Source organism: Roseicyclus marinus (genome assembly GCF_030163795.1).
In the GTDB taxonomy this organism is placed as follows: Bacteria; Pseudomonadota; Alphaproteobacteria; order Rhodobacterales; family Rhodobacteraceae; genus Roseicyclus; species Roseicyclus marinus.
The window spans coordinates 1-23,939 of record NZ_JASJOF010000007.1 but is presented as its reverse complement, the minus strand read 5'-3'; the positions used below and the strand labels follow the sequence as shown (position 1 = coordinate 23,939).

Annotated in this window: 24 protein-coding genes and 1 pseudogene; 10 read left to right on the top strand and 15 right to left on the bottom strand. The window is 64.9% G+C overall.

What is annotated here, in order from left to right; all coding sequences use genetic code 11:
• Position 1: 1 nt before the first annotated feature.
• On the top strand, positions 2-1,612 hold the full coding sequence (gene murJ / locus QQK63_RS11940; RefSeq protein ID WP_277824319.1) for a murein biosynthesis integral membrane protein MurJ: 1,611 nt from the start codon (positions 2-4) through the stop codon (positions 1,610-1,612).
• A gap of 99 nt (positions 1,613-1,711) precedes the next feature.
• On the opposite strand, the gene QQK63_RS11935 is transcribed toward murJ, so the two are convergent.
• On the bottom strand, positions 1,712-2,395 hold the full coding sequence (locus QQK63_RS11935) for a rhomboid family intramembrane serine protease (protein ID WP_277824321.1): 684 nt from the start codon (positions 2,393-2,395) through the stop codon (positions 1,712-1,714).
• Positions 2,396-2,498: 103 nt separating this feature from the next.
• Here QQK63_RS11935 and trpS point away from each other — a divergent pair, with 103 nt between their 5' ends.
• On the top strand, positions 2,499-3,524 hold the full coding sequence (gene trpS / locus QQK63_RS11930; protein WP_277824323.1) for a tryptophan--tRNA ligase: 1,026 nt from the start codon (positions 2,499-2,501) through the stop codon (positions 3,522-3,524).
• A 13-nt stretch (positions 3,525-3,537) separates the two neighbouring features.
• Here the strand turns inward: trpS and QQK63_RS11925 are convergent, their stop codons facing one another.
• From QQK63_RS11925 to QQK63_RS11865, 13 genes are all read right to left on the bottom strand, one after another.
• Positions 3,538-4,266, bottom strand: coding sequence for a ZIP family metal transporter (locus QQK63_RS11925; protein WP_277824325.1), 729 nt, complete (start codon positions 4,264-4,266; stop codon positions 3,538-3,540).
• 71 nt (positions 4,267-4,337) lie between these two features.
• Positions 4,338-5,486: a WD40/YVTN/BNR-like repeat-containing protein gene (locus QQK63_RS11920; protein ID WP_277824327.1), complete on the bottom strand. Its 1,149-nt coding sequence runs from the start codon at positions 5,484-5,486 to the stop codon at positions 4,338-4,340.
• Between the two features lie 69 nt (positions 5,487-5,555).
• Positions 5,556-5,696, bottom strand: coding sequence for a hypothetical protein (locus QQK63_RS11915; protein WP_277824329.1), 141 nt, complete (start codon positions 5,694-5,696; stop codon positions 5,556-5,558).
• Between the two features lie 167 nt (positions 5,697-5,863).
• A complete protein-coding gene (locus tag QQK63_RS11910) occupies positions 5,864-6,643 on the bottom strand; it encodes a succinate dehydrogenase iron-sulfur subunit (RefSeq protein WP_277824331.1) in 780 nt (259 codons plus the stop codon).
• 28 nt (positions 6,644-6,671) lie between these two features.
• The gene (locus QQK63_RS11905; protein ID WP_277824333.1) at positions 6,672-6,944 is read right to left on the bottom strand and encodes a hypothetical protein; all 273 of its coding nucleotides are present in this window, start codon (positions 6,942-6,944) and stop codon (positions 6,672-6,674) included.
• A 5-nt stretch (positions 6,945-6,949) separates the two neighbouring features.
• Entirely contained in the window at positions 6,950-8,770 is a 1,821-nt protein-coding gene (sdhA, locus tag QQK63_RS11900) for a succinate dehydrogenase flavoprotein subunit (RefSeq protein WP_277824335.1), read from the bottom strand.
• Positions 8,771-8,777: 7 nt separating this feature from the next.
• The gene (gene sdhD / locus QQK63_RS11895; protein ID WP_277824337.1) at positions 8,778-9,149 is read right to left on the bottom strand and encodes a succinate dehydrogenase, hydrophobic membrane anchor protein; all 372 of its coding nucleotides are present in this window, start codon (positions 9,147-9,149) and stop codon (positions 8,778-8,780) included.
• Between the two features lie 12 nt (positions 9,150-9,161).
• Positions 9,162-9,545, bottom strand: coding sequence for a succinate dehydrogenase, cytochrome b556 subunit (gene sdhC, locus QQK63_RS11890; RefSeq protein WP_277824339.1), 384 nt, complete (start codon positions 9,543-9,545; stop codon positions 9,162-9,164).
• A gap of 186 nt (positions 9,546-9,731) precedes the next feature.
• Positions 9,732-10,772 carry a MaoC family dehydratase gene (locus QQK63_RS11885; protein WP_277824341.1) on the bottom strand — a complete coding sequence of 347 codons (1,041 nt, stop codon included), beginning with the start codon at positions 10,770-10,772 and terminating at the stop codon, positions 9,732-9,734.
• Positions 10,773-10,976 (bottom strand): DUF1737 domain-containing protein, encoded by a 204-nt coding sequence (locus QQK63_RS11880; RefSeq protein ID WP_277824343.1) that lies wholly within the window; start codon positions 10,974-10,976, stop codon positions 10,773-10,775.
• Positions 10,977-10,983: 7 nt separating this feature from the next.
• On the bottom strand, positions 10,984-11,538 hold the full coding sequence (locus tag QQK63_RS11875; protein ID WP_277824346.1) for an NnrU family protein: 555 nt from the start codon (positions 11,536-11,538) through the stop codon (positions 10,984-10,986).
• The gene (locus QQK63_RS11870) at positions 11,538-12,449 is read right to left on the bottom strand and encodes an HpcH/HpaI aldolase/citrate lyase family protein (protein WP_377133551.1); all 912 of its coding nucleotides are present in this window, start codon (positions 12,447-12,449) and stop codon (positions 11,538-11,540) included. The genes QQK63_RS11875 and QQK63_RS11870 overlap by 1 nt, the downstream gene beginning before the upstream one ends.
• A gap of 111 nt (positions 12,450-12,560) precedes the next feature.
• Entirely contained in the window at positions 12,561-13,313 is a 753-nt protein-coding gene (locus tag QQK63_RS11865) for a sulfite exporter TauE/SafE family protein (protein ID WP_277824350.1), read from the bottom strand.
• A 158-nt stretch (positions 13,314-13,471) separates the two neighbouring features.
• On the opposite strand from QQK63_RS11865, the gene mdh reads away from it, so the two are divergent.
• Together mdh and QQK63_RS11855 are read left to right on the top strand one after the other, a co-directional pair.
• A complete protein-coding gene (gene mdh, locus QQK63_RS11860; RefSeq protein WP_277824352.1) occupies positions 13,472-14,434 on the top strand; it encodes a malate dehydrogenase in 963 nt (320 codons plus the stop codon).
• A gap of 43 nt (positions 14,435-14,477) precedes the next feature.
• Positions 14,478-15,137 (top strand): class I SAM-dependent methyltransferase, encoded by a 660-nt coding sequence (locus tag QQK63_RS11855; protein ID WP_277824354.1) that lies wholly within the window; start codon positions 14,478-14,480, stop codon positions 15,135-15,137.
• 78 nt (positions 15,138-15,215) lie between these two features.
• On the opposite strand, the gene QQK63_RS11850 is transcribed toward QQK63_RS11855, so the two are convergent.
• Complete coding sequence (locus tag QQK63_RS11850) at positions 15,216-16,151, bottom strand: hypothetical protein (RefSeq protein WP_277824356.1); 936 nt, start codon at positions 16,149-16,151, stop codon at positions 15,216-15,218.
• A 146-nt stretch (positions 16,152-16,297) separates the two neighbouring features.
• Here QQK63_RS11850 and pepT point away from each other — a divergent pair, with 146 nt between their 5' ends.
• From pepT to QQK63_RS11820, 6 genes and pseudogenes are all read left to right on the top strand, one after another.
• Positions 16,298-17,542 (top strand): peptidase T, encoded by a 1,245-nt coding sequence (gene pepT, locus QQK63_RS11845; RefSeq protein ID WP_277824358.1) that lies wholly within the window; start codon positions 16,298-16,300, stop codon positions 17,540-17,542.
• A 183-nt stretch (positions 17,543-17,725) separates the two neighbouring features.
• Positions 17,726-18,919 (top strand): ADP-forming succinate--CoA ligase subunit beta, encoded by a 1,194-nt coding sequence (gene sucC / locus QQK63_RS11840; protein WP_277824360.1) that lies wholly within the window; start codon positions 17,726-17,728, stop codon positions 18,917-18,919.
• Positions 18,920-18,935: 16 nt separating this feature from the next.
• The gene (locus tag QQK63_RS11835) at positions 18,936-19,202 is read left to right on the top strand and encodes a hypothetical protein (RefSeq protein WP_277824361.1); all 267 of its coding nucleotides are present in this window, start codon (positions 18,936-18,938) and stop codon (positions 19,200-19,202) included.
• An 11-nt stretch (positions 19,203-19,213) separates the two neighbouring features.
• Positions 19,214-20,095 (top strand): succinate--CoA ligase subunit alpha, encoded by an 882-nt coding sequence (gene sucD / locus QQK63_RS11830; protein WP_277824363.1) that lies wholly within the window; start codon positions 19,214-19,216, stop codon positions 20,093-20,095.
• Positions 20,096-20,167: 72 nt separating this feature from the next.
• Positions 20,168-23,128 carry a 2-oxoglutarate dehydrogenase E1 component gene (locus QQK63_RS11825; protein WP_277824365.1) on the top strand — a complete coding sequence of 987 codons (2,961 nt, stop codon included), beginning with the start codon at positions 20,168-20,170 and terminating at the stop codon, positions 23,126-23,128.
• A 4-nt stretch (positions 23,129-23,132) separates the two neighbouring features.
• Positions 23,133-23,915 (top strand): annotated as a pseudogene (locus QQK63_RS11820) (biotin/lipoyl-containing protein); the annotation flags it as partial.
• Positions 23,916-23,939 lie beyond the last annotated feature (24 nt).

Below are 23,939 nucleotides of genomic sequence, written 5' to 3'. Positions count from 1 at the left end.
GATGGCGGCCATCGCCCGGCCAATCCGGCTGATTTCAGGGTTCATAACGGTCGGCATGTGGACGCTGGGCAGCCGGCTTCTGGGCTTCGTGCGCGACATCCTGATCGCCGCCTTCATGGGTACGGGGCCGGTGGCGGAGGCGTTCTTCATCGCCTTTTCCTTGCCCAACCTGTTCCGCCGGTTTTTCGCCGAAGGCGCGTTCAACACCGCCTTCGTGCCGATGTTCTCCAAGAAGCTGGAAGCGGGGGAAAACGCGCTTGGGTTTGCGCGCGATGCCTTCGCGGCCTTGGCGACGGTTCTGATCGTCCTGACGCTTGTGGCGCAACTGGCCATGCCTTGGCTGGTGCTGGCGATGGCGGGCGGCTTTGCGGGCGATGTGCGGTTCGAACTGGCGGTGGATTTCGGGAGGGTGGCCTTTGGCTACATTCTCTTCATCTCGCTCGCGGCGCTTCTGTCGGGGCTTTTGAACGCCACCGGGCGCTTTGCGGCGGCAGCAGCCGCGCCGATCCTGTTGAACCTCGTGCTGATCGCGATGCTTCTGATCGCGGAAACCGATCTTGCCGCGGGCGCGGCCTTTGCCATCGACAGCGCCGGGCCGGGCGACGATCTGACGGGCCTGCGCCATGGCACCCTGCTCAGCTGGGGTATCCTTGTGGCGGGGCTGGCGCAGGTGGCGCTGGTCTGGGTCGTCGCCGCGCGCGCGGGCTTTCGCCTGACGCCGCGCCTGCCGCGCCTGACACCCGAATTGCGGCAACTGGCCATCATCATGCTGCCCGCGATGCTGGCGGGCGGCGTTGTGCAGATCAACCTGCTGGTGGGCCGTCAGGTCGCCAGCTTCTTCGAAGGGGCCATCGTCTGGATGAGCCTTGCCGACAGGTTGTACCAATTGCCGCTGGGCGTGGTGGGCGTGGCCATCGGCGTGGTGCTCCTGCCCGACTTGTCGCGGCGTCTGCGGGCAGGCGATGGCGCGGGCGGGCGCTACGCGCTGAGCCGGGCGGGCGAGATCTGCCTTGCCCTGACCGTGCCCGCCGCGGTGGCGCTTTGCGTCATTCCCGTGCCGCTGGTCTCTGTCCTGTTCGAGCGTGGCGCCTTTGACGCCAGCGACACCGCCCAGACCGCGCTGGCATTGGCGGCCTACGGCATCGGCCTGCCCGCCTTCGTCATGCAAAAGGTGCTGCAACCGCTTTATTTCGCACGCGAGGATACGAAAACGCCGTTCCGTTTTGCCCTTGTGGCCATGGTGGTGAATGTCGTGGTCGCCATCGGCCTTGCCTTCGTGATCGGCTTCGTGGGCGCGGCGCTGGCCACCTCCTTCGCGGCGTGGACGATGGTGTGGCTTCTGGCGCGGGGGCGGCGCAGCATGGGCGAGGTCGCGATGTTCGACGACCGCTACCGCCAGAGGCTGGGGCGGATCGTTCTGGCCGCGATGCTGATGGGTCTGGCCCTTGTCGTCGCCGCGACGCTCTTGGCCCCGATGCTGGCGACGCCGGGTCTGCGGTATCTGGCGCTCACCGCGCTGGTGTTGGGGGGGCTTGCCGTTTACGGGCTTGCCGGGCAGGCGCTGGGGGCCTTCCGGATCGCGGAGTTCCGCGACGCCCTCCGCCGGCGTTAGAGCATGTCGCGCAAAAGTGGGAACCGGTTTTGCGCTCCCCGGACATGCGAAATCAGAAGGTTAGAGAGCGGCGCGTGAAGCGAGCGAACGCACCGCTCTCTAACGGTTTCGCAGCTTCGACAGAACGCGCTGCCAGCCGCCGGGGCTGAGCACGAAGGACATCAAGAACCCCGCGACAAAGCCTGACAGATCGGCCACGACATTTCCGAATTCGCCCTGGATCAGCCCGAACAGAAGCTGGATCGCCAAAAGCATCCCGATCAGCCCGAAGGCACGATATCCCGCGCCCCCGCGCAGATGTTCGCGTGTCCACAAGATGAAGGTGAAGGCCCCGATCAGCCCGTAAACCCCGGGATAGCCCCCCACCAACGGATAGGGGCTGTTCATCAGGACGACGAAACCGACCGCACCCGCGATGGCCGAACCAAGGAACAAAGCGACAAAGGCCAGCGGCGAAAACACCTCTGCCACCATCTTGCCGATGGCGAGGATGAAGACGACGACAAAGGCCGCGTGGGCAAAGCCCGTATGGATCAGCGGGTAGGTGACCAGCCGCAGCACTTCGCTGGCGGGCCAGATGTTGTTGACCCACATGGCGCGCGCGATTTCATCGAAAATCCCGTAATCGCGGATCGCGTTCAGCCGCCAGCCGACACCACCCTGCCCGCCGAGGAACCCAGCCGTCGCCGCCTGGAACATAACCTCGAGGCCGAAGATCACGACCGCCAGCGCCACCACCACCGGGGGCAGCGCGTTGAAGGGGGAAACGCTGTGCCGATCCATCACGGGCCTGCCCTTGGTTGACGCCATCTGCCCCCGTGGGTAAGCGATGCGGCGGCACTTGGCCAGAGGCGGCCAGGCCACAGGCAGGCCAAGGGGCACGATCATGACGGCACCGCATTTCGCACCGCGCGTATTCTCGGGCATCCAGCCCTCGGGCGGGCTGACGCTGGGCAATTACCTTGGCGCGATGAAGCGCTTCGTGACCATGCAGGATGCGGGCACCCACCAGACGATCTACTGCATGGTGGATTTGCACGCGATCACGGCCACCCTGCACGATCCCGAAACGCTGCGCCGCAACACGCGTGAATTGTGCGCGGGCTTCATCGCCGTCGGGATCGACCCGGAAAAATCCATCCTCTTCAACCAATCCCAGGTTCCCGAACACGCGCAACTGGCGTGGATTTTCAACTGCGTCGCGCGGATGGGCTGGATGGGCCGCATGACCCAATGGAAGGACAAGGCCGGCAAGAACGCCGAGGCCGCCTCGCTGGGGCTGTTCGCATACCCTGCGCTGATGGCCGCCGATATCCTGATCTATCACGCGACCCATGTGCCCGTGGGCGAGGATCAGAAACAGCATCTGGAACTGACCCGCGACATCGCGGCCAAGTTCAACCACGATTACGGGCAGGAATTCTTCCCCATCACCGAACCCGTGATCGAAGGGGCGGCAACCCGTGTGATGAACCTTCAGGACGGGACAAAAAAGATGTCCAAGTCCGACCCGTCCGACAAGACGCGCATCAATCTGACCGACAGAGCCGACGATATCGCCAAGAAAATCCGCAAGGCCAAGACCGACCCCGATCCTCTGCCCGAGGCGTTGGCGGGGCTCGATGCCCGACCCGAGGCGCGCAATCTGGTGAACATCTACGCGGCACTGGCCGATATCAGCCCGCAGGCCGTGCTCGACCAGCATCAGGGCGCGCTTTTTGGGCATTTCAAGATGGCGCTGGCCGATCTCGCGGTCGACAAGCTTTCCCCTATCACGACCGAGATGTCGCGCCTGATGGCCGACCCCGCCGAGATCGACCGCATCCTCGGCCGCGGGGCCCAGCGTGCGCGCGAGATCGCAGCGCCGATCCTCGCACAGACCTACGACATCGTGGGGATGCTGCGCAGCTGAAACGCGACCGGCATCAGGTCATGGCCATGTGACCGGCCAGCCCCAGCGCGAACCCCATGACCGAGCCAAGCGCGGGCGCATAGGCTTTGTCGAGATGCGCTTGCGGGGCAATGTCCTGAAACAGCAGGTAGACGATCCCGCCCGAGGCGAAGGCCATGACAGCGGCCAAGATCGCGGGCTGGTCAGCCAGTAAAAACAGGCCCACCGCCGCCGCGACAGGCCCCAAAGGGGCAACCATCGCGAAAAGCAGGACCAACCGCCGTCGTGGCAGATGGCTGTCAGCCGCCATCTCGCGCCAAGCGCCGAAGCCTTCGGGCAGATTCTGCACCGCGATCAGCCCCGCCGTCACCAAGGCCACGCCCGGATCTGCCGTGATCAGCGCACCCAGCGCCATGGCCTCCGGCAGGTAATCGAGCATCATTGCCAGAAACTGCGCCACCCGCCCCCCGATCGCCGCGAGCATCCGGTCCACCGCGAAAAACACCAGACCGCCCCCGAGAAAACAGCCCAGCACCAACTGGGGCGTACCCCGCTCGACCGCCTCGGGGATCAACACCAGCGCCACAGCGGACAATAATGCGCCACCACCGAAGGCCACGACCGAATGGCGCAGCTCTGTCTCGAGCCAATCGGGATGGATGCGTTCAAAACGTGCAAGCGTTGCACCCAAGGGAACCGACAGCCCGGCCAGAAAGGCAAGCGTCAGCCCGGCAATCACAGGGTCGAGGCTATAAAAATCCAAGGCTGAAATCCACTTTCGGGGTCATCGAGCAGTCTAGCGTGCCGCGGTCATGTCGCAACCCGGCGCAAGGATCAGGTCATCCGCACCGCCTCGACGGACAGGATCGTGGGCAAGTGGCGGGCGATCTCGTTCCATGTCTCGCCCGCATCCGCGCTGGCAAAGACGGAGCCCGTGTTGGTTCCGAAATACACGCCGCCTGCAGCGGTATCGTCGGTCGTCATCGCCTGCCGCAGCACGGTAAAGAAACAGGCCGATTGCGGCAGGCCATCGCGCTGCGCAGTCCATGTGGCGCCGCCATCCTGCGACCGCCAGACCGCGGCGCTTGCGCCCGGCGGATAGCGGCCCGCGCTGTCGCCGTTCAAAGGCAAGGTCCACAGCATCAGCGGATCATACGGATGGACCGCCACGGGAAATCCGAAGGTGGAGGGCAGGCCTTCGGTGATGTCATCCCAATGCCGCCCGCCGTCGCGCGATCGCCAGACGCCGTGGTGATTTTGCTGATAGAGCAGGTCGGACCCCGGCGCGCGCACCATGTTGTGCACGCAATGCCCGGTTTCGCCCCCGCGCGGGGCCGCGGGGTGATCGTGGCCGTCGCAGGCGGCGGCATTTGACAGCCGGTTGCGCCTTTCCCAGCTTGCGCCGCCATCTTCGGAAGCGAAGACGCCCGCCGCCGAAATTCCCAGCCAGATCTTGCGCGCATCCTCGGGCGCCGTGACGATGGTGTGCAGCGTCAGGCCAGCCGCCCCGCCGTTCCAATCCTCGCGCCCCGGAAACGTGGCCAGCGCCTCGTTGGCGGTCCATGTCGCCCCGCCATCGCGGCTTTGCAGCAGGGTGGCGGGCTTGGCCCCGGCCCATAGCACCCCATGTGCGTGATGCAGCGACCAGATGGAATGGAGCGTGTCCCCGAAGGGCGCGGGAACGTCCTGCCACTCGATCATCGCGGCAAAGTCGGGATCCTTGGCTGCCCAGTGATCCATCTGACCCGACGACAGTTTGGCCAGCGCCCAAGTCTGGCCGCCATCGCCCGACCGCCAGACACCTGCACCCCACCAGTCACCACCGCCACCCGCCCAGATCATGCCGGACACGGGATCGGCCGCCATGTGGTTGATCGACCAGCCGGCGCAATGCGGGCCACTGACCGACCAATTCTCGGCCTTTCGGGACAGGATGAAGGCCCCCTTCGTGGTGCCGACCAGCAGATTCACAATCCCTGACATGCGCGACCCTCCCCGGATGCCCGGAGAGGATAGCATGATCGGACCCCAGCCAATGCGGATTTCCGGGGCTCAGGCAGCCAGCGGCAGGTCCTCGTAGGGATGTGCCTGTGGTGCCGGGCGCGGGCCCGGGGTGAAATAGGCCCAAGCCTCGTCCAAGAGACGCAAGGCTTCGTCGGGATCGAGGGCGGGGGTTTTCGGCTGCTCGGCCATGGGGATGTCTCCGTGACGGTTTCTGTCTCCCTCGGATCCAAGCTAGGGGCTCGGGCGCTTCTCTACATCCCGTGTTCGTGCATGGCCCCTCTGCGGGTGGCGCAACGGAAAACCCCGCCCGGTCAGGGGCGGGGTTTTGCAAGGGGTCCGCTACAGGCCCGAAGACCTCAGAGTTGGCGTTCCACCATCATCTTCTTGATTTCCGCGATGGCCTTGGCCGGGTTCAGACCCTTGGGGCAGGTCTTCGCGCAATTCATGATCGTGTGGCAGCGGTAAAGCTTGAAGGGATCTTCCAGATCATCCAACCGCTCGCCCGTCGCCTCGTCACGGCTGTCGATGATCCAGCGATAGGCATGAAGGAGCGCCGCCGGCCCAAGGTAGCGGTCGCCGTTCCACCAATAGCTGGGGCAGGACGTCGAACAGGACGCGCACATCACGCATTCATAAAGCCCGTCGAGCTTTTTGCGATCCTCGATCGACTGGCGCCATTCCTTTTCGGGCCGCTGGGTCTTGGTTTCCAGCCACGGCATGATCGAGGCGTGCTGGGCATAGAAATGCGTGAGGTCCGGGATCAGGTCCTTGATCACCGGCATATGCGGCAGCGGGTAGATCTTCACGTCGCCCTTGATCTCGTCCATGCCGTAGATGCAGGCCAGCGTGTTGATCCCGTCGATGTTCATCGCGCAGGACCCGCAGATCCCCTCGCGGCAGGACCGGCGGAAGGTCAGCGTGGGGTCGATCTCGTTCTTGATCTTGATCAGCGCGTCCAGAACCATCGGGCCGCAGCTGTCCATGTCGACCCAATAGGTGTCGACGCGCGGGTTTTCCCCGTCATCGGGGTTCCAGCGATAGATCTGAAACTTGCGCAGATTGGTCGCGCCTTCGGGTTTGGGCCATGTCTTGCCCGTGCGGATGCGGGAATTCTTGGGAAGCGTCAGTTCGACCATGGATCATGTCCTCCGGGTCAGAAGATCGTCACAGGATCAGGGGCCGCGTCGGGCCCGCGCCGGTGAGTCTGCGAAAACAGGTGTCATAGACAACGTAAGGGTCACGCCCGCGCAGGAAGTCGCTCGTCACGGTCAGATCGAACGAGGATGACACCCCGCCCGTTCCGGCCCCGATCCCGACCGACCCCCGCGGACGTTCTGCAAGCCGCGCCTGCTCGCTGCATTGCTCGTAGGCGCGCGTGGTGCTGACCGGCCCGCAGGCGGCCAACACAAGCGGCAGCAGGGCGGATACGGCCAGCATGCGGATCAATAGACCCTCGCTTTCGGCTTGATGCGCTCGAGGTCGATACCGCCCTCGTTATGGCCCATCAGCGGGTTCAGATGCACCGGGCGATAGGACAGGTCCACCTGCGCGCCGTCGACGGTCGCCAGCGAATGCTTGCGCCATTCCACGTCGTCGCGGTCGGGATAATCCTCGTGGGCATGGGCCCCCCGGCTTTCCTTGCGCGCCTCGGCCGATACGATGGTCGCCATCGCATTGGGCATCAGGTTGGTCAGTTCCAGCGTTTCCATCAGGTCCGAATTCCAGATCATCGACCGGTCCGTCACCTTGATATCGTCCATCTTGGAGGCCACGCCCTTCATCTTTTCGACACCCTCGGCCAGCGTCTTGTCGGTGCGGAACACGGCGGCATCGGCCTGCATCGTTTTCTGCATCTCCAGCCGCAGTTCGGCGGTCGAGGTGTTGCCCGAGGCATGCCGGATATCGTCGAACCGCGAGATCGCGAAATCGAGCGAGGCTTTCGGCACATCCGGCACCGCGCTGTCGGGATCGACGATCTGCCCCGCCTTGATCGCGGCGGCACGGCCAAAGACGACAAGGTCGATCAGGCTGTTGGAGCCCAGACGGTTCGCGCCATGCACGCTCGCACAGCCTGCCTCGCCCACGGCCATCAGGCCCGGCACGATGGCATCGGGATCCTTGGCGGTCGGGTTCAACACCTCGCCCCAGTAATTCGTGGGGATACCGCCCATGTTGTAATGGACCGTGGGCAGAACCGGGATCGGTTCCTTGGTCACGTCGACGCCCGCAAAGATCTTGGCGCTTTCGGAAATGCCCGGCAGGCGCAGCGCCAGCGTTTCGGGCGGCAGGTGGTTCAGGTGCAGGTGGATGTGATCCCCCTCCTTGCCCACGCCGCGACCCTCACGGATTTCCATCGTCATGCAGCGCGAAACCACGTCGCGCGACGCCAGATCCTTGTAGGTGGGCGCGTAGCGTTCCATGAACCGCTCGCCCTCGGAATTGGTCAGGTAGCCGCCTTCGCCGCGCGCACCTTCGGTGATCAGACAGCCCGCGCCATAGATGCCGGTCGGGTGGAACTGCACGAATTCCATGTCCTGCAACGGCAGCCCCTGCCGCGCGACCATGCCGCCACCATCGCCGGTGCAGGTATGGGCCGAGGTGGCCGAGAAATAGGCGCGGCCATAGCCACCGGTCGCCAAAACGACCATCTTGGCGCGGAACACATGCATCGTGCCATCGTCGAGCTTCCAGGCCACGACGCCGACGCAATGCCCTTCGTCGTTCATCAGAAGGTCGGTCGCGAAATACTCGATGTAGAATTCCGCGTTGTTCTTGAGCGACTGGCCATAGAGCGTGTGCAGGATCGCGTGGCCGGTCCGGTCGGCGGCGGCACAGGTGCGCTGCACCGGCGGGCCTTCGCCGAATTGCGTGGTGTGGCCACCGAACGGGCGCTGGTAAATCTTGCCATCCTCGGTGCGCGAGAACGGGACGCCGTAATGTTCCAGCTCGTAAACCGCCTTGGGCGCTTCACGGGCGAGGTATTCCATCGCGTCGGTATCGCCCAGCCAGTCCGACCCCTTCACGGTGTCGTACATGTGCCAGTGCCAATGGTCGGGCCCCATGTTGCCAAGGCTGGCCGCGATGCCGCCTTGCGCGGCAACGGTGTGGCTGCGCGTCGGGAACACCTTGGAAATGCAGGCCGTCTTGAGACCCTGTTCAGCCATGCCAAGCGTGGCGCGCAGGCCAGCGCCGCCGGCGCCCACCACGACCACGTCGTAGCTGTGGGTATTCAGATCGTAGCTCGGGGAAACGGTGTCTTTCATTTCGTCCTCAAAGTGCAATCTGCGCCAGCGCCACGACCCCGCCCGCGGCCAGCGCGTAGCACAGGATGGTCGTTGCGATCAGGCCGATCTTGCGGCTCAGGCCGCGCGTGTAATCCTCGATCAGCACCTGCATGCCCAGACGCATGTGGTGAAGCCCGACGACAAGGAAAGCCCCGACGATCAGCGCCGGAACCGGCCGCGACAACGAGGCCACGACCGCCTCGTGCGGTTGTCCCAGAAGGCCACCGATGATCCACAGGAAAAAGGGCGTCAGGATCAGGAGCGCGACCGACGTGACGGTCATCGTCCAGTGTTGTTCCGTGCCGGTCTTGGCCGAACCCAGACCTTCGACGCGTTTGCGGTCGGTTACATATGCCATCGTGCCGCCTCCTCAGATCGCGATCAGGGTCAGGGCGGTCAAGACCACCGACCCGATGATCATGCCCCAGCCCAACTTGTCCGAGGTTTCCACGTCCAGCGCCCGGCCCGTATCCCAGATCAGGTGCCGCACACCACCCAGCGCATGATACCACAGCGCCAGAACCGACAGCGCCATCACGATGTCGCCAAGGACAGACGTGACCAGCCCGTCGATCATGTCGAAATAGGCGGCGCCGCTGGCCGCGGCCATCAACCACCACACGACGGCGATCGCGCCCACGATCAACCCGTTGCCGGTGATGCGCACGAAGATCGAGGTGATGGAATTCAGCTGCGGACGGTAGATCGTCAAATGAGGGGAAAGTGGCCGGTTTCCCCGGTTCACGTCGGCCATGGCTTGGACCCTTCCGGTTGTTCTCAAAGGTCTGGCGGTTGTCTTTCCAGATGAATAGCGGGTTTTGCCACGCTGTCACGTGCAACGATTGCAGATTCCGCGCCTGATCTTGGGTCCAAACGCCGCAGATCGGTGCTTTGTGATCACAGTTTTCAAATCCGTGATCACAAAATCCGCACCGCGCGATCACACAGGCATCAGCGCCCAGTAATCGAGGTCGAGCAACACATGCGGCAGGTATTTGCCCTCCGCATCCTTCAGCTCGCCCGCCCGTCCGTCTTCCTTGACGGCCACCAACCGCAGCCGGATCGCACCGACGCCGGGGGCTGCCGTTGGCGCGGTCTCCAGCACCTCGGACCAGGCGCGCAGCGTATCGCCCGCGAAACAGGGATTCGCATGGCTACCGCCGTTGATCGCGACGATCATCTGCGCATTGGCCAGACCGTTGAAGCTCAGCGCGCGGGCCATCGACATGACATGCCCGCCATAGATCAGCCGCCGCCGGTCGGCGCGCGGGGTCACGTCGAAATGGGTTTTCGACGTGTTCTGCCACAACCGTGTGGCCATCATGTGTTCGGCTTCCTCGATTGTCACGCCATCGACATGGTCGATCACCTCGCCCACCGCGTAATCGCCCAGACGATGCGGCTCGCCCGCCAGCGTCAGGTCATAGCGGCTGAAATCCAGCCCCTCGGGCAGGATCAGCGTGGCGGGGTCCACGACCTTGGCCAGCTCCGGCACCACGGTCTCGGGCGCGGGGGCGGCCTCGTCGCCTTTGCGCACCATGACCCAGCGCACATAGTCCAGCACCGTCTCGCCACGCTGGTTGCGCCCTTCGGTGCGGACATAGACCACGCCCGTCTTGCCATTGGAATTCTGCTTCAGCCCGATCACCCGCGACGAGGCACGAAGCGTGTCACCGGGCCAGACGGGGCGATGGAACCGCCCTTCCGCATAGCCAAGGTTCGCCACCGCATTCAGCGAGACGTCAGGCACCGATTTGCCGAAGACCGTGTGAAAGGTGATCATGTCATCCACGGGGCTTGCCGTCAGACCGCAGGACCGCGCGAAGTCATCCGAAGAATACAGCGCATGCCGGGCCGGGTAGAGCGCGTGGTAGAGCGCGCGCTCGCCGCCCGACACCGTGCGCGGCACGGCATGCTCGATCACCTCGTCCAGCCGGTAATCCTCGAAAAACCGGCCGGGATTCGTCTTGGTTCCCGCCATCTATTGCTGCCCCAGCTTCATGTCGGGGCTATACGGGGTCTGGATCTCCTTGGTCACCGCCTGACCGCAGCGCATCACGCCGCGCCCGGCGTCAAAGGACATCACCGGGCTGCCGTGCAGTTCCCATCCCTTGGACAACGCCTCGGACACCTTGTGGCAAAAGGCCGAGGTGTCATCCTCGGTCAGCAGGCGATAGATCTTCATTCCAGCCTCACATCGGGAAGGGATAGTAACCAAGCCAGGTGTGGATCGCGGCGACGATGCCATAAAGAACCGCACCGACACCGAACGCGATGGCATCCTTGGCCACGCTGACATTGGCAGGCCGTTCCCATGTCCGCTGCGCCTTGTTGATCAGGATGACCGACACCACCGCCCAAGCCAGCATACCCCCGAACAGGATGATCGAGGCCAGATCGCCGTTCACCAGCAAATGCGCCACCGCCCAGGATTTCACACCGGTCAACTGCTTGTGCCGCACCCGCGCCGCCATCGTCCCGTTGATCGACGACAGCGCAAAAAACCAGAACCCGATCAGCACCAAGAGGTTCGCGATATGTATCATGAAGGCGGGCGGCACCCAGACGTTGACGAACCCCGCGTTCCGGTAGCCCACCACCATCAGCACGACACCGGCCAGCATCACGACCGACAGGATGCCCTTGCCCTTGTCGCCCCATGCCGCCCGCTTTTCGGGGGCCAGCCTCTTGACCCAATGCCCCCCCGCGAACAGCGCGATCCCGAGGATCAGAAGAATATAGCCCATCACGCAGCCTCCTGCCCGGCGATGGCGCCCGCCTTGGCCAGCGTGGCGCGTGCCGTGTCCACATGGAGATTCTCGACGATTTGCCCGTCGACAACCGCGACGCCCTCACCGCGCGCCAGCGCCTCTTCGTAAGCGGCGATCTGGCGACGCGCCAGTTCGATCTCGGCCTCCGACGGGGCAAAGGCGGCATTTGCAATGGCGATCTGCGCCGGATGGATCAACGTCTTGCCGTCGAAGCCGAAATCGCGCCCCTCCGCGCATTCGCGCGCCAGCCCTTCCTCGTCGCGAAACGCGTTGTAGACCCCGTCGACACAGACGATGCCCGCCGCCCGCGCCGCCAACAGGCAATGCTGCAACGCCGTGTGCATCGCGCCCCGCGTGCGGCAGCCCAGATCCTTGGCCAGATCGTTCGTGCCCATAACGAACCCCGCCATGCGCGGCGCGCGGGCGATCTCGGCGGCGTTCAGGATACCCACAGGGCTCTCCATCATGGCCCAGATCTGCGTGCCCGCAGTCTTGGGATGGGCATCGAGCCTTGCCGCAACCGCCGCCACATCCGCCGCCGATGCGACCTTGGGCAACAAGACCGCCTCCGGCCCGATCTCCATCATCGCGGCCAGGTCATCTTCGCCCCATGGCGTGTCCATGCCATTGATCCGCACGATCTGCGCCCGGTTGCCGTAGCCCCCCTCGGCCAGCCGCTCGGCCAGAAGCGCACGGGCATTCCCCTTTTCCTCGACCGCGACTGCATCCTCGAGGTCGAAAATGATCGCATCGGCGGGCAGCTCCTTGGCCTTTTCCAGCGCACGGTCGCGCGAGCCAGGAATATACAGGACGGAGCGGTAGGGGCGGGCGCGAAGGGTCAAGGGACATCTCCTTGGCTTTGGTCTAGCACGGGGCTTTGACGGCATGGGGGACCACAACTTTGCCGCGAAAGCAAGATGATCCCGCCGCGTCGCAGCAAAAAAATTTCGTCACGAAGCCTTTCAGCGCAAGAAAACCACCCGACCACCAAGTCGCGTTCAGGTCAGGCCGTCCCACAACAGTTTCAAACCGGTCAGCACCAGCGCGACATAGGCAACAGCGAAAAACGCCCGCTCGGGAATGACCTGATGCGCCCGGACCCCGGCAAAGGCCCCCAAAAGCGCAAAGGGGATCAGCGCCGCACTCCATCCCAGAAGCGACAGGGTGAACAGGCCCATCATGCTGTAAATCGCGGCCTTGAGCGCATTCACGATCCAGAAAACGATCACCGATGTCGCGTGATACTGCGTCTTGCCGATCCCGCCCTGCCCCAGCATGAACACGGAAAAGGGTGGCCCGCCGGCATGGGCCACGAAACTTGTGAACCCCACGGCCGTTCCCGCGATCCAACCCTTGCGCCGGTCGAATCCCTGAGGGCGTGGCGCAATCAGTCCACGGGCCAGCGCCACGCGAAACGCCACGAAGCCCACCGCCAGAAGGCCGATCATCACCCGGATGCCATCCGCCGACACGACGTAGAACAAGGCCGCGCCAAGGCCCAAACCCGGCAGCGCCCCGGTCAGGATCGCCCCGGCCGAAGGGGCGTGCCATTTCCCCCAAAAGGCGCGCACGGCGGCCACGTCGATGGCCATCAGGACCGGCAACATCAGCGCGAGCGCCACCCCCGGCTCCACCACCATGGCGAGAATCGCAGAGCCGGCAAAGCCCAGCGATCCGCCGAATCCACCCTTGGACAGCCCGGCCAGAAACGCGCCGAGGGCTGCCAGCGCAAACACCCATCCTTCCAGCATGGGCTCTCCTTTCCCAAGGGTATCAGCGGCTTGGACCCTGCCGCCCGCGCCGCCTGCGACGTCTGGCGCAGGGCGCCGCAGCGCGGCGGGCTTGCGCGCGCCACGGCGCAGGGCTACGCCCATCGCCGATATCAACGAGGGACTTGGAGATCAATCTCATGGCCAGACCCAAGATTGCGCTGATCGGTGCCGGGCAGATCGGGGGCACGCTCGCCCATCTCGCCGCGCTGAAGGAACTGGGTGACATCATCCTGTTCGACATCGCCGAAGGCACGCCGCAGGGCAAGGCGCTCGACATCGCCGAATCGGGACCGTCCGAACGTTTCGACGCCAAGCTCAAGGGCACCAACGATTACGCCGATATCGCGGGTGCCGATGTCTGCATCGTCACCGCCGGCGTGCCGCGCAAGCCGGGCATGTCCCGCGACGATCTTCTGGGCATCAACCTCAAGGTCATGAAATCCGTGGGCGAAGGCATCCGCGACCACGCCCCCGACGCCTTCGTCATCTGCATCACCAACCCGCTCGACGCGATGGTCTGGGCGCTGCAGAAGTTCTCCGGCCTGCCGCCCCACATGGTCTGCGGCATGGCGGGTGTCCTCGACAGCGCGCGCTTCCGCCACTTCCTCGCCGAAGAATTCGATGTCTCGATGAAGGACGTGACCGCCTTCGTTCTGGGCGGGCATGGCGACACGATGGTCCCCTCGGTCCGCTACTCGACCGTCGCGGGCATCCCCCTGCCCGACCTGATCGAGATGGGCTGGACCACCAAGGAAAAGATGGACGCCATCGTCCAGCGCACGCGTGACGGCGGCGCGGAAATCGTGGGCCTGCTCAAGACCGGCTCCGCCTTCTACGCGCCCGCCACCTCCGCCATCGAGATGGCCGAGGCCTATCTCAAGGACCAAAAGCGCGTCCTGCCCTGCGCCGCCCATTGCGACGGCGAATTCGGCCTGAAGAAGATGTATGTCGGTGTGCCCACCGTGATCGGCAAAGGCGGCATCGAACGCATCGTCGAGATCAAGCTGACCAAGGACGAACAGGCGATGTTCGACAATTCGGTCGCGGCCGTGAAAGGCCTTGTCGACGCCTGCAAGGCGATCGACGAAAGCCTCGCCTGATGATCTTCGCGGCGGCCCCCGAAATGCGGGGCCGCCGCATCCCATGACGCGGCCCCCCTCCCCCTATCTCGAACCCGGTTTCTATGACCGCGCGCTGCGTGACGGGCGGCACCGCGACATTGTCGGCGGCCGCTGGGAGGAAATAGGCCGCTTGCAACTGGCGCTTCTGCGCGCCCATGGCCTGCAACCTCACCACCGCCTCCTCGACATCGGCGCGGGCTCCCTGCGGCTGGGCTGCAAGGCGGTTCCCTTCCTCGACCCCGGCCACTACTGGGCCACCGACGCCAGCCGCGCCTTGATGCTGCGCGGGCGCGAGGTGGAACTGACCGATCCCGACCGCCTGCCCGAGGATCATCTGATCGAAGATGCCGATTTCGCCTTTCCCGGCCTGCCGCCCCATGTCGATTACCTCATGGCCTTCGGCCTCTTCACCCATCTGCCGCCGGGCCAGACAGCCCACGCGCTCGCACAGATCGCCCGCCGCTGGCCCGCCCCCCGCGTCTTTCTGTTCACGGTATTCCTCGCGCCCGAAGGGCAGGAGGACACAAGCCTTCGCCAACCCGATGGCGTCGTCACCCACCCCGACCGCCCGCCGTGGCACATGACGCAAGCCGCGCTTGAGGCCATGGCCGATGCCGCCGGCCTGACCCTGACGCGCCAACCCGACCGCCTGCCGCGCGGACAGGTTCTGTTCCGCGCCTGAGGGGGCGTATTCCTCGCGGAAAACGTGGGAAAAACTGCAGTTTCTCCAGACAGAAAACTGCAGTTTTCCGCCCGACCCTCAACCCGCAGGCTCGTTGCGCTGGTGCTGGTAGCGCCCGCCGAGATGCCGCCAGACCCCATAGGGGGGCGACACGCCGCGATAATTCTGCACCCAGATATCGGGAAACCCCTCCGACAGCTGGGCCAGATCGAGCCACAGGCTCACTCCCGTGGTCGCATAGGCCTGCCGGAACGGCCCGCCCGGATCGGCGGTGAAGACATAGGTGCCGACCCCCGTGATCCCGTAACTTGCCGTGCTGACCCCGTGCTCGGCGACCAGGATGCGCCGCCCATCGGGTAACAACGCAATACTCGCCACCACCTCCGTCCCCGGTTCTTGCGCCAGCATCTCCGCCAACAACCCACGCGCTAGATCCGTCGCCTCGGCATGGGCAAGCCCCGGATCGATCTGCACGAACCGCGCCGCATCCTGCGCCGGCGTGCCGCCGCCCATCCCCGCCACAACCGGGGCACCGCACCCCGCCAAGGCCGCATCGACCGCACCAGGCCTATTGCCCAGAGTATAGGCCAGCGGGTTCGACGCCGGATCATAAACCGCGATCTCGGCGACCCGGCCCGTGCGCAGCGCCGCCAACAGCGCGCCATGGCGACCCGGATCAAAGGGCACCGCCGCATGTTGCACGTCGAACAGGCTGAGAACATTCATCGACAGCGCATGAACCGGCCCACCATCAACGCGGATGAAAACGGGCAGCATGGGTTCCAACCCGAAATTGCCGCCATAGGCCATCATCCCAATTTCCAAGGGTCCGCCATCGCGGCAACTCAGCATCAGGCAGGCGCTGTTCTCCCCCCGGATCCAACAGGCCGCCTGACCCCGCCCCAGCCGCGCCTGATCAAGGATCGGTGCCCACCCATCGGCCTCTGCCGCGACAGGTTCGGCACCAAACAGGCCCAAAACACACCCGGCCATCGCCAGCTTTCTCGGGATCATGACGAAACGCGCCTCCACTCGATACCTGTGCACAACGCCGCAAAGTCTGCGGTCCGCTGCCCAGACCAGCAACCAAAAAAACACCCCGCTTGACACTGGCACAGACCGCGCCCCTCATCCCCCCAACCCGACAGGAGACCCCGATCATGCGCGATTTCGACACCGAGCTGGAAACCCGCCTCGTCCGCTACGCCGCCATCGACAGCCAGTCCGACATGGACAGCCCCGCCCAGCCCTCGACCGCCATACAACACGCGATGCTCGACCTGATGGCGCAGGAACTGGCCGAGATCGGCGCGGCGGAGGTGACGAAAACACCCTACGGTACGGTCATCGCCACGATCCCCGGCAATGCCCCCGGCCCCACCATCGGCTTTCTCGCCCATGTCGACACGGCGCCCCAATTCAACGCCACGGGCGTCAAACCCCGCGTGATCCGGGGCTACAACGGCGGCGCGATCACCTTTCCCGACGCGCCCGACCTGACCCTTTCGCCCGAGGATTTTCCCTATCTCGCAACCAAGATCGGCGAGGATCTCGTGACCGCCTCGGGCACCACGCTTCTGGGGGCCGATGACAAGGCCGGCATCGCCATCATCATGACCGCTGCGCGCCATCTGATCGACAACCCCGACCTGCCGCGCCCGACGATCCGCATCGCCTTCACCCCCGACGAGGAAATCGGGCGCGGCGTCGATCCGAAACTGCCCGCCGATCTGGGCGTCGATTTCGCCTATACGTTCGACGGCGGCGACGCGGGTGAGATCGTCTATGAAACCTTCTCCGCCGATTTCGCCGTGATCACCGTCACCGGCGTCTCGATCCATCCCGGCGAGGCGACGGGGAAACTGGTGAACGCCATCCACCTCGCCTCCCGCATCGTCGAAACGCTGCCGCAGGCGACCATGACGCCCGAAACCACCGCCGACAGGCAGGGCTTCATCCATGCCGTCGACATGAAGGGAACCGCCGACCAGATGGTCCTGCGCCTCATCTTGCGCGATTTCGAGCGCGACGGGCTGGCGGCCAAGGGCGATCTGGTGCGCCAGGTCTGCGCCGCCATCGCCGCCACCGAACCCCGCGCCCGGATCGACGTGCAGATCACGCCGCAATACCGCAACATGCGCTACTGGCTCGAGGAGGACATGACCCCCGTCAACCTCGCCCGCGACGCGCTCCGCGACATGGGCCATGAGCCCATCGAAGCCGTCATTCGCGGCGGCACCGATGGCTCCCGACTGACGGAAATGGGGGTCCCCTGCCCCAATCTCTTCACCGGGATGCAGAACGTGCACGGGCCGCTTGAATATGTCTCGGTGCAGGACATGGCCCTTGCCACGCAGTTGATGCTGCGCATCGCAGCGCGGGCGACAGGCGCGGAACCTGCCTGAGTCGCACCCGGCATACCGCTGCATACCGCTAACAGGAAAATCTTGTGATCACACGTTTTCAGGCTGTGATCACAAATGTCGCTTTTTTCCCGGAAAGCCCCGTCCTGCGGCACAAAGCCGGTTTATTGCGCGCTTCGGTTGTGCTTAGGCCAGTGCAAACACCAGCAACGACGGGACAGTTTCGTGAACATTCATGAATACCAGGCGAAAGCCCTGCTTCGCCAATACGGCGCACCGGTCAGCGATGGCCGCGTTGTTCTCAAGGCCGAAGAGGCCAAGACCGCGGCGGGCGAGATGGACGGGCCGCTCTGGGTCGTCAAGGCACAGATCCACGCCGGCGGACGCGGCAAGGGCAAGTTCAAGGAAGCCGATGCCGGCGAAAAGGGCGGTGTGCGCCTGACCAAATCGGTCGAGGAAGCCGCCGAAGAAGCCAAGAAGATGCTGGGCCGCACCCTTGTCACCCACCAGACCGGCCCGGCCGGCAAGCAGGTGAACCGCATCTACATCGAAGATGGCTCGGGCATCGAGCGCGAGATGTATCTCGCTCTGCTCGTCGACCGTCAGACCAGCCGCATCTCCTTCGTCTGCTCGACCGAGGGCGGCATGGACATCGAGGAGGTCGCCGCCGCGACCCCCGAAAAGATCCTGTCCTTCTCCGTCGATCCGGCCAGCGGCTACCAGCCCTTCCACGGCCGCCGCGTCGCCTTCTCCCTCGGGCTCGAAGGCAAGCAGGTCAAGGAATGCGTCGCCCTGATGGGTCTTCTCTACAAAGCCTTCGTCGAGAAGGACATGGAGATGCTCGAGATCAACCCGCTGATCGTCACCGACGAGGGCAGCCTGAAAGTGCTCGACGCCAAGGTCGGCTTCGACGGCAACGCGGTCTACCGCCACGCCGATATCGCAGCGCTCCGCGACGAGACCGAGGAAGACCCCAAGGAACTGGCCGCCTCCAAATATGACCTGAACTACATCGCGCTCGATGGCGAGATCGGCTGCATGGTCAACGGCGCGGGTCTGGCGATGGCCACGATGGACATCATCAAGCTCTACGGCTCCGAGCCGGCCAACTTCCTCGACGTGGGCGGATCGGCCACCAAGGAAAAGGTGACCGAGGCCTTCAAGATCATCACGTCCGACAAGAACGTGAAGGGCATCCTCGTCAACATCTTCGGGGGCATCATGCGCTGTGACATCATCGCCGAAGGCGTGGTGGCCGCCGTCAAGGAAGTGGGTCTTCAGGTTCCTCTCGTCGTCCGCCTCGAAGGCACGAACGTCGAAAAGGGCAAGGAGATCATCAACGCCTCCGGCCTGAACGTCATCGCCGCCGACAACCTGTCGGACGCCGCGGAAAAGATCGTGAAAGCGGTCAAGGGCTGAACCGGGAACCCCCGCCATGCGCCTGACCCCCATCCCCGCCACCCTGTCCCAGACAGCGGCAGAAGCAGCCCAGCCCACGCTGGTCGGCCCCGCCCTTGTCATCGGCAGGCGGCGCGCGATCTGGTCGGCGCTGCACCTTCTGGGCGCGGGCCTGTTCGTCCTGGCGATGATCACGCATCTGGCACAGGCCCAGCCCAACAGCGCGCCGTCCCCCGCCGGGACGGGCGCGGCCCAATCCCCCAGTTCGGAGCGGCCCCTGCCCTCCGACCCGCACAAGATTTAAGGAGAAAGACGATGGCCGTCCTCGTCGACGAAAACACCAAGGTGATCTGCCAAGGCTTCACCGGCAGCCAAGGCACCTTCCACTCCGAACAGGCCATCGCCTATGGCACCAAGATGGTTGGCGGCGTGACCCCCGGAAAAGGTGGCTCGACCCACCTGAACCTGCCCGTCTTCAACTCGGTCCACGAGGCAAAGCACGCCACGCAGGCCAACGCCACCGCGATCTACGTTCCCCCCCCCTTCGCGGCGGACAGCATCCTCGAGGCGATCGACGCCGAGATGGAACTGATCGTCTGCATCACCGAAGGTATCCCGGTTCTCGACATGATGCGCGTCAAGCGCGCTCTCGAAGGGTCGAAATCGCGTCTCATCGGGCCGAACTGCCCCGGCGTGATGACCCCCGATGCCTGCAAGATCGGCATCATGCCCGGCTCGATCTTCCGTCGCGGCTCGGTCGGCGTCGTGTCCCGCTCGGGCACGCTCACCTATGAAGCGGTCAAGCAGACCTCGGATGTGGGCCTTGGCCAGTCGTCTGCCGTCGGCATCGGTGGCGACCCGATCAAAGGCACCGAACATATCGACGTGCTGGAAATGTTCCTCGCGGACCCCGAAACCCATTCGATCATCATGATCGGGGAAATCGGCGGCTCCGCCGAGGAAGAAGCCGCCCAGTTCCTCGCCGACGAGAAAAAGCGCGGCCGCTGGAAACCGACCGCCGGCTTCATCGCGGGCCGCACCGCCCCTCCGGGCCGCCGCATGGGCCATGCCGGCGCCATCGTCGCGGGCGGCAAAGGTGATGCCGAAAGCAAGATCGAGGCGATGAAAGCCGCAGGTATCGTGGTGGCAGACAGCCCCGCAGGTCTGGGCGAGGCCGTGCTCAAGGCCATCGGCTGACCCGAACCCACACTTCTCCCGGGCGGTGAACGACCCCGCCCGGGATGCTCAACCCCAGTCAGGTGCGCACCCATGACCGACCAGAGCTCCAACGACCAGTTCCACGCCTCCTCCTTCATGCAGGGGCATAACGCGGCGTATCTCGAACAGCTTCAGGCACAATACGCCCGCGATCCGAACGCGGTCGACGAGGCTTGGCGCGACTTCTTCGCAGCCATGGGCGACAGCGCCGCCGATGCGCAGGCCGAGGCGCAGGGCCCTTCTTGGGCGCGCCGCGACTGGCCGCCCGTGCCGGGCGACGAGCTGACCGCCGCGCTGACCGGTGAATGGCCGCAGGCCGCGGCCGAGATCAAGGGCGCGGGCGACAAGATCAAGGCCAAGGCCGAGGAAAAGGGCGCGACCGTCACCGATGCGCAGGTGCAGCGCGCCGTGCTAGATTCGATCCGCGCGCTCATGCTGATCCGCGCCTACCGCATCCGCGGCCATCTGGTCGCCAATCTCGACCCGCTGGGGATGCGCGACCAGACCCAGCACCCGGAACTCGATCCCAAATCCTACGGCTTCACCGAAGCCGACATGGACCGCCCGATCTTCATCGACAACGTCCTGGGCCTGCAGATGGCCTCCATGCGCCAGATCGTCGAGATCGTGAAACGCACCTATTGCGGCACCTTCGCCCTGCAATACATGCACATCTCCGACCCCGAACAAGCCGCTTGGCTGAAAGAGCGGATCGAAGGCTACGGCAAGGAAATCGCCTTCACCCAGAACGGGCGCAAGGCGATCCTGAACAAGCTTGTCGAGGCCGAGGGCTTCGAGAAATTCCTCCATGTGAAATACATGGGGACCAAGCGGTTCGGCCTTGATGGGGGCGAGGCGCTGATCCCCGCGATGGAGCAGATCATCAAGCGCGGCGGCGCGCTGGGTCTGCAGGAAATCGTCATCGGCATGCCCCACCGGGGCCGCCTGTCGGTTCTGGCCAACGTGATGGGCAAACCTTATCGCGCGATCTTCAACGAGTTTCAGGGCGGCAGCTTCAAGCCCGAGGATGTCGACGGCTCGGGCGACGTGAAATACCACCTCGGCGCCTCGTCCGACCGGGAATTCGACGGCAACACCGTCCACCTGTCGCTGACCGCCAACCCCTCCCACCTCGAGGCCGTGAACCCCGTGGTTCTGGGCAAGGTCCGCGCCAAGCAAGACCAGATCGGCGACACCGAGCGCCGCAAGGTGATGGCGATCCTTCTGCACGGCGACGCGGCCTTTGCTGGTCAGGGCGTCGTGGCCGAAGGCTTCCAGCTGTCGGGCATCCGCGGGCACCGCACCGGCGGCACGATGCATATCGTGGTGAACAACCAGATCGGCTTCACCACCGCGCCGCATTTCAGCCGGTCCTCGCCCTATCCGACCGATATCGCCCTGATGGTCGAGGCCCCCATCTTCCACGTCAACGGCGACGACCCCGAAGCCGTGGTCCACGCCGCCCGCGTCGCCACCGAATTCCGCCAGAAATTTGGCAAGGACGTGGTGCTCGACATCTTCTGCTACCGCCGCTTCGGCCATAACGAAGGCGACGAGCCCAACTTCACCAACCCGGTGATGTACAAGCGGATCAAGACCCACAAGACCACGCTCCAGCTTTATACCGAGCGTCTGGTCAAGGACGGCCTGATCCCCGAGGGCGAGATCGAGGACATGAAGGCCGCCTTCCAGTCCCGCCTGAACACCGAGTTCGAAGCCGGCAAGGATTACAAACCCAACAAGGCCGATTGGCTCGACGGGCGCTGGTCCCACCTCAACCGCGAGGGCGAGGATTACCAGCGCGGCGAAACCGCCATCAAACCCGAAACCATGGCCGAGGTCGGTCGCGCACTGTCCACCGCGCCCGAGGGGTTCAACCTGCACAAGACGGTTGCCCGCCTTCTGGAAACCAAGGCCGAGATGTTCTCCTCGGGCAAGGGCTTCGACTGGGCCACCGCCGAGGCGCTGGCGTTTGGCTCGCTCCTGACCGAAGGCTATCCCGTCCGCCTCGCCGGTCAGGACAGCACGCGCGGCACCTTCTCCCAGCGCCATTCCGGCCTGATCGACCAGGAAACCGAGGATCGCTATTACCCGCTCAACCAGATCCGCGAGGGGCAGGCGAAATACGAGGTGATCGACAGCGCCCTGTCGGAATATGCCGTCCTCGGGTTCGAATACGGCTACTCCCTCGCCGAACCCAACGCGCTGGTGATGTGGGAGGCGCAATTCGGCGATTTCGCCAATGGCGCGCAGATCATGTTCGACCAGTTCATCAGTTCCGGCGAACGAAAGTGGCTGCGCATGTCGGGCCTCGTCATGCTCCTGCCCCACGGCTTCGAAGGCCAGGGCCCGGAACATTCCTCCGCCCGGCTCGAACGCTTCTTGCAGATGAGCGCCGAGGACAACTGGATCGTGGCCAATTGCACGACGCCGGCCAATTACTTCCACATCCTGCGCCGCCAGATCCACCGGACCTTCCGCAAACCGCTGGTTCTGATGACGCCCAAGTCGCTCCTGCGCCACAAGCTCGCGATCTCGGATGCCGAGGATTTCACAACCGGCTCCTCCTTCCATCGCGTTCTGTGGGACGATGCCGAAAAGGGTCACTCCGACACGGTTCTGGCCAAGGACGACAAGATCCGCCGCGTCGTGATCTGCTCGGGCAAGGTCTATTACGACCTGCTCGAGGAACGCGACGCCCGCGGCCTGACCGATGTCTACCTCCTGCGGCTCGAGCAATTCTATCCGTTCCCGGCGCTCGCGCTGACCAAGGAACTCGAACGCTTCAAGAAGGCCGAGATCGTCTGGTGCCAGGAAGAGCCCAAGAACCAGGGCGCCTGGTCCTTTGTCGAGCCGAATATCGAATGGGTCCTGTCCCGCATCGGTGCGAAACACACCCGCCCCCGCTATGCTGGGCGCGCGGCGAGTGCCTCGCCCGCCACGGGTCTGGCCAGCCAGCACAAATCCCAACAGACCGCGCTCGTGAACGATGCGCTGACCATCGAAGGGTAAATCCATGTCCATAGAAGTCCGCGTGCCCACATTGGGCGAAAGCGTCACCGAAGCCACCGTCGCCACCTGGTTCAAGAAACCGGGCGATGCCGTTGCGGTCGATGAAATGCTCTGCGAGCTGGAAACCGACAAGGTCACGGTCGAGGTTCCCTCGCCCGCCGCAGGCACCTTGGGCGACATCATCGCCGCCGAAGGCGAAACCGTTGGCGTCAACGCGCTTCTGGCCACGCTGAGCGAAGGCGCAGGCGCCGCCACGGCCAAGGCATCCGCCCCCGCCACTGCCGCCGCCCCTTCCGAGACGGGCGGCAAGGCCGTCGACGTCATGGTCCCCACGCTGGGTGAAAGCGTGACCGAGGCAACGGTGTCGACCTGGTTCAAGAAGGTCGGCGATACCGTCGCGCAGGATGAAATGCTCTGCGAACTGGAAACCGACAAGGTTTCGGTCGAGGTGCCCAGCCCTGCAGCCGGCGTCCTGACCGAGATCCTCGCGGCCGAGGGCACGACGGTCGAGGCATCGGGCAAGCTTGCCGTGATCGGCGGCTCCTCCGGTGCCGCCGCAGCGCCCGCTCCGCAGGCGGATCCCGCGCCCGCCGCCGCCCCCGAAGCCACGGGCAAGAAAGACATCGAACACGCCCCTTCGGCGCAAAAGCTGATGGCGGAAAAGGGCCTTACGCCCGCACAGGTAACCGGCACCGGCCGTGATGGCCGGATCATGAAGGAAGACGTGATGAAGGCCGCCTCCGCCCCGCAGGCCGTGCCCGCTCGCCGCCTTGCCGTCAACGCCCCCACGGGCTAGAGGGGGCGCGACCCC

Excerpts from the sequence above, each read along its gene's own strand:
- murJ (WP_277824319.1), top strand. The coding sequence starts at position 2 with ATGGCGGCCATCGCCCGGCCAATCCGGCTGATTTCAGGGTTCATAACG.
- QQK63_RS11935 (WP_277824321.1), bottom strand. The coding sequence starts at position 2,395 with ATGGATCGGCACAGCGTTTCCCCCTTCAACGCGCTGCCCCCGGTGGTG.
- trpS (WP_277824323.1), top strand. The coding sequence starts at position 2,499 with ATGACGGCACCGCATTTCGCACCGCGCGTATTCTCGGGCATCCAGCCC.
- QQK63_RS11920 (WP_277824327.1), bottom strand. The coding sequence starts at position 5,486 with ATGTCAGGGATTGTGAATCTGCTGGTCGGCACCACGAAGGGGGCCTTC.
- QQK63_RS11915 (WP_277824329.1), bottom strand. The coding sequence starts at position 5,696 with ATGGCCGAGCAGCCGAAAACCCCCGCCCTCGATCCCGACGAAGCCTTG.
- QQK63_RS11910 (WP_277824331.1), bottom strand. The coding sequence starts at position 6,643 with ATGGTCGAACTGACGCTTCCCAAGAATTCCCGCATCCGCACGGGCAAG.
- QQK63_RS11905 (WP_277824333.1), bottom strand. The coding sequence starts at position 6,944 with ATGCTGGCCGTATCCGCCCTGCTGCCGCTTGTGTTGGCCGCCTGCGGG.
- sdhA (WP_277824335.1), bottom strand. The coding sequence starts at position 8,770 with ATGAAAGACACCGTTTCCCCGAGCTACGATCTGAATACCCACAGCTAC.
- sdhD (WP_277824337.1), bottom strand. The coding sequence starts at position 9,149 with ATGGCATATGTAACCGACCGCAAACGCGTCGAAGGTCTGGGTTCGGCC.
- sdhC (WP_277824339.1), bottom strand. The coding sequence starts at position 9,545 with ATGGCCGACGTGAACCGGGGAAACCGGCCACTTTCCCCTCATTTGACG.
- QQK63_RS11885 (WP_277824341.1), bottom strand. The coding sequence starts at position 10,772 with ATGGCGGGAACCAAGACGAATCCCGGCCGGTTTTTCGAGGATTACCGG.
- QQK63_RS11880 (WP_277824343.1), bottom strand. The coding sequence starts at position 10,976 with ATGAAGATCTATCGCCTGCTGACCGAGGATGACACCTCGGCCTTTTGC.
- QQK63_RS11875 (WP_277824346.1), bottom strand. The coding sequence starts at position 11,538 with ATGGGCTATATTCTTCTGATCCTCGGGATCGCGCTGTTCGCGGGGGGG.
- QQK63_RS11870 (WP_377133551.1), bottom strand. The coding sequence starts at position 12,449 with ATGCCGTCAAAGCCCCGTGCTAGACCAAAGCCAAGGAGATGTCCCTTG.
- QQK63_RS11865 (WP_277824350.1), bottom strand. The coding sequence starts at position 13,313 with ATGCTGGAAGGATGGGTGTTTGCGCTGGCAGCCCTCGGCGCGTTTCTG.
- mdh (WP_277824352.1), top strand. The coding sequence starts at position 13,472 with ATGGCCAGACCCAAGATTGCGCTGATCGGTGCCGGGCAGATCGGGGGC.
- QQK63_RS11855 (WP_277824354.1), top strand. The coding sequence starts at position 14,478 with ATGACGCGGCCCCCCTCCCCCTATCTCGAACCCGGTTTCTATGACCGC.
- QQK63_RS11850 (WP_277824356.1), bottom strand. The coding sequence starts at position 16,151 with ATGATCCCGAGAAAGCTGGCGATGGCCGGGTGTGTTTTGGGCCTGTTT.
- pepT (WP_277824358.1), top strand. The coding sequence starts at position 16,298 with ATGCGCGATTTCGACACCGAGCTGGAAACCCGCCTCGTCCGCTACGCC.
- QQK63_RS11835 (WP_277824361.1), top strand. The coding sequence starts at position 18,936 with ATGCGCCTGACCCCCATCCCCGCCACCCTGTCCCAGACAGCGGCAGAA.
- sucD (WP_277824363.1), top strand. The coding sequence starts at position 19,214 with ATGGCCGTCCTCGTCGACGAAAACACCAAGGTGATCTGCCAAGGCTTC.
- QQK63_RS11825 (WP_277824365.1), top strand. The coding sequence starts at position 20,168 with ATGACCGACCAGAGCTCCAACGACCAGTTCCACGCCTCCTCCTTCATG.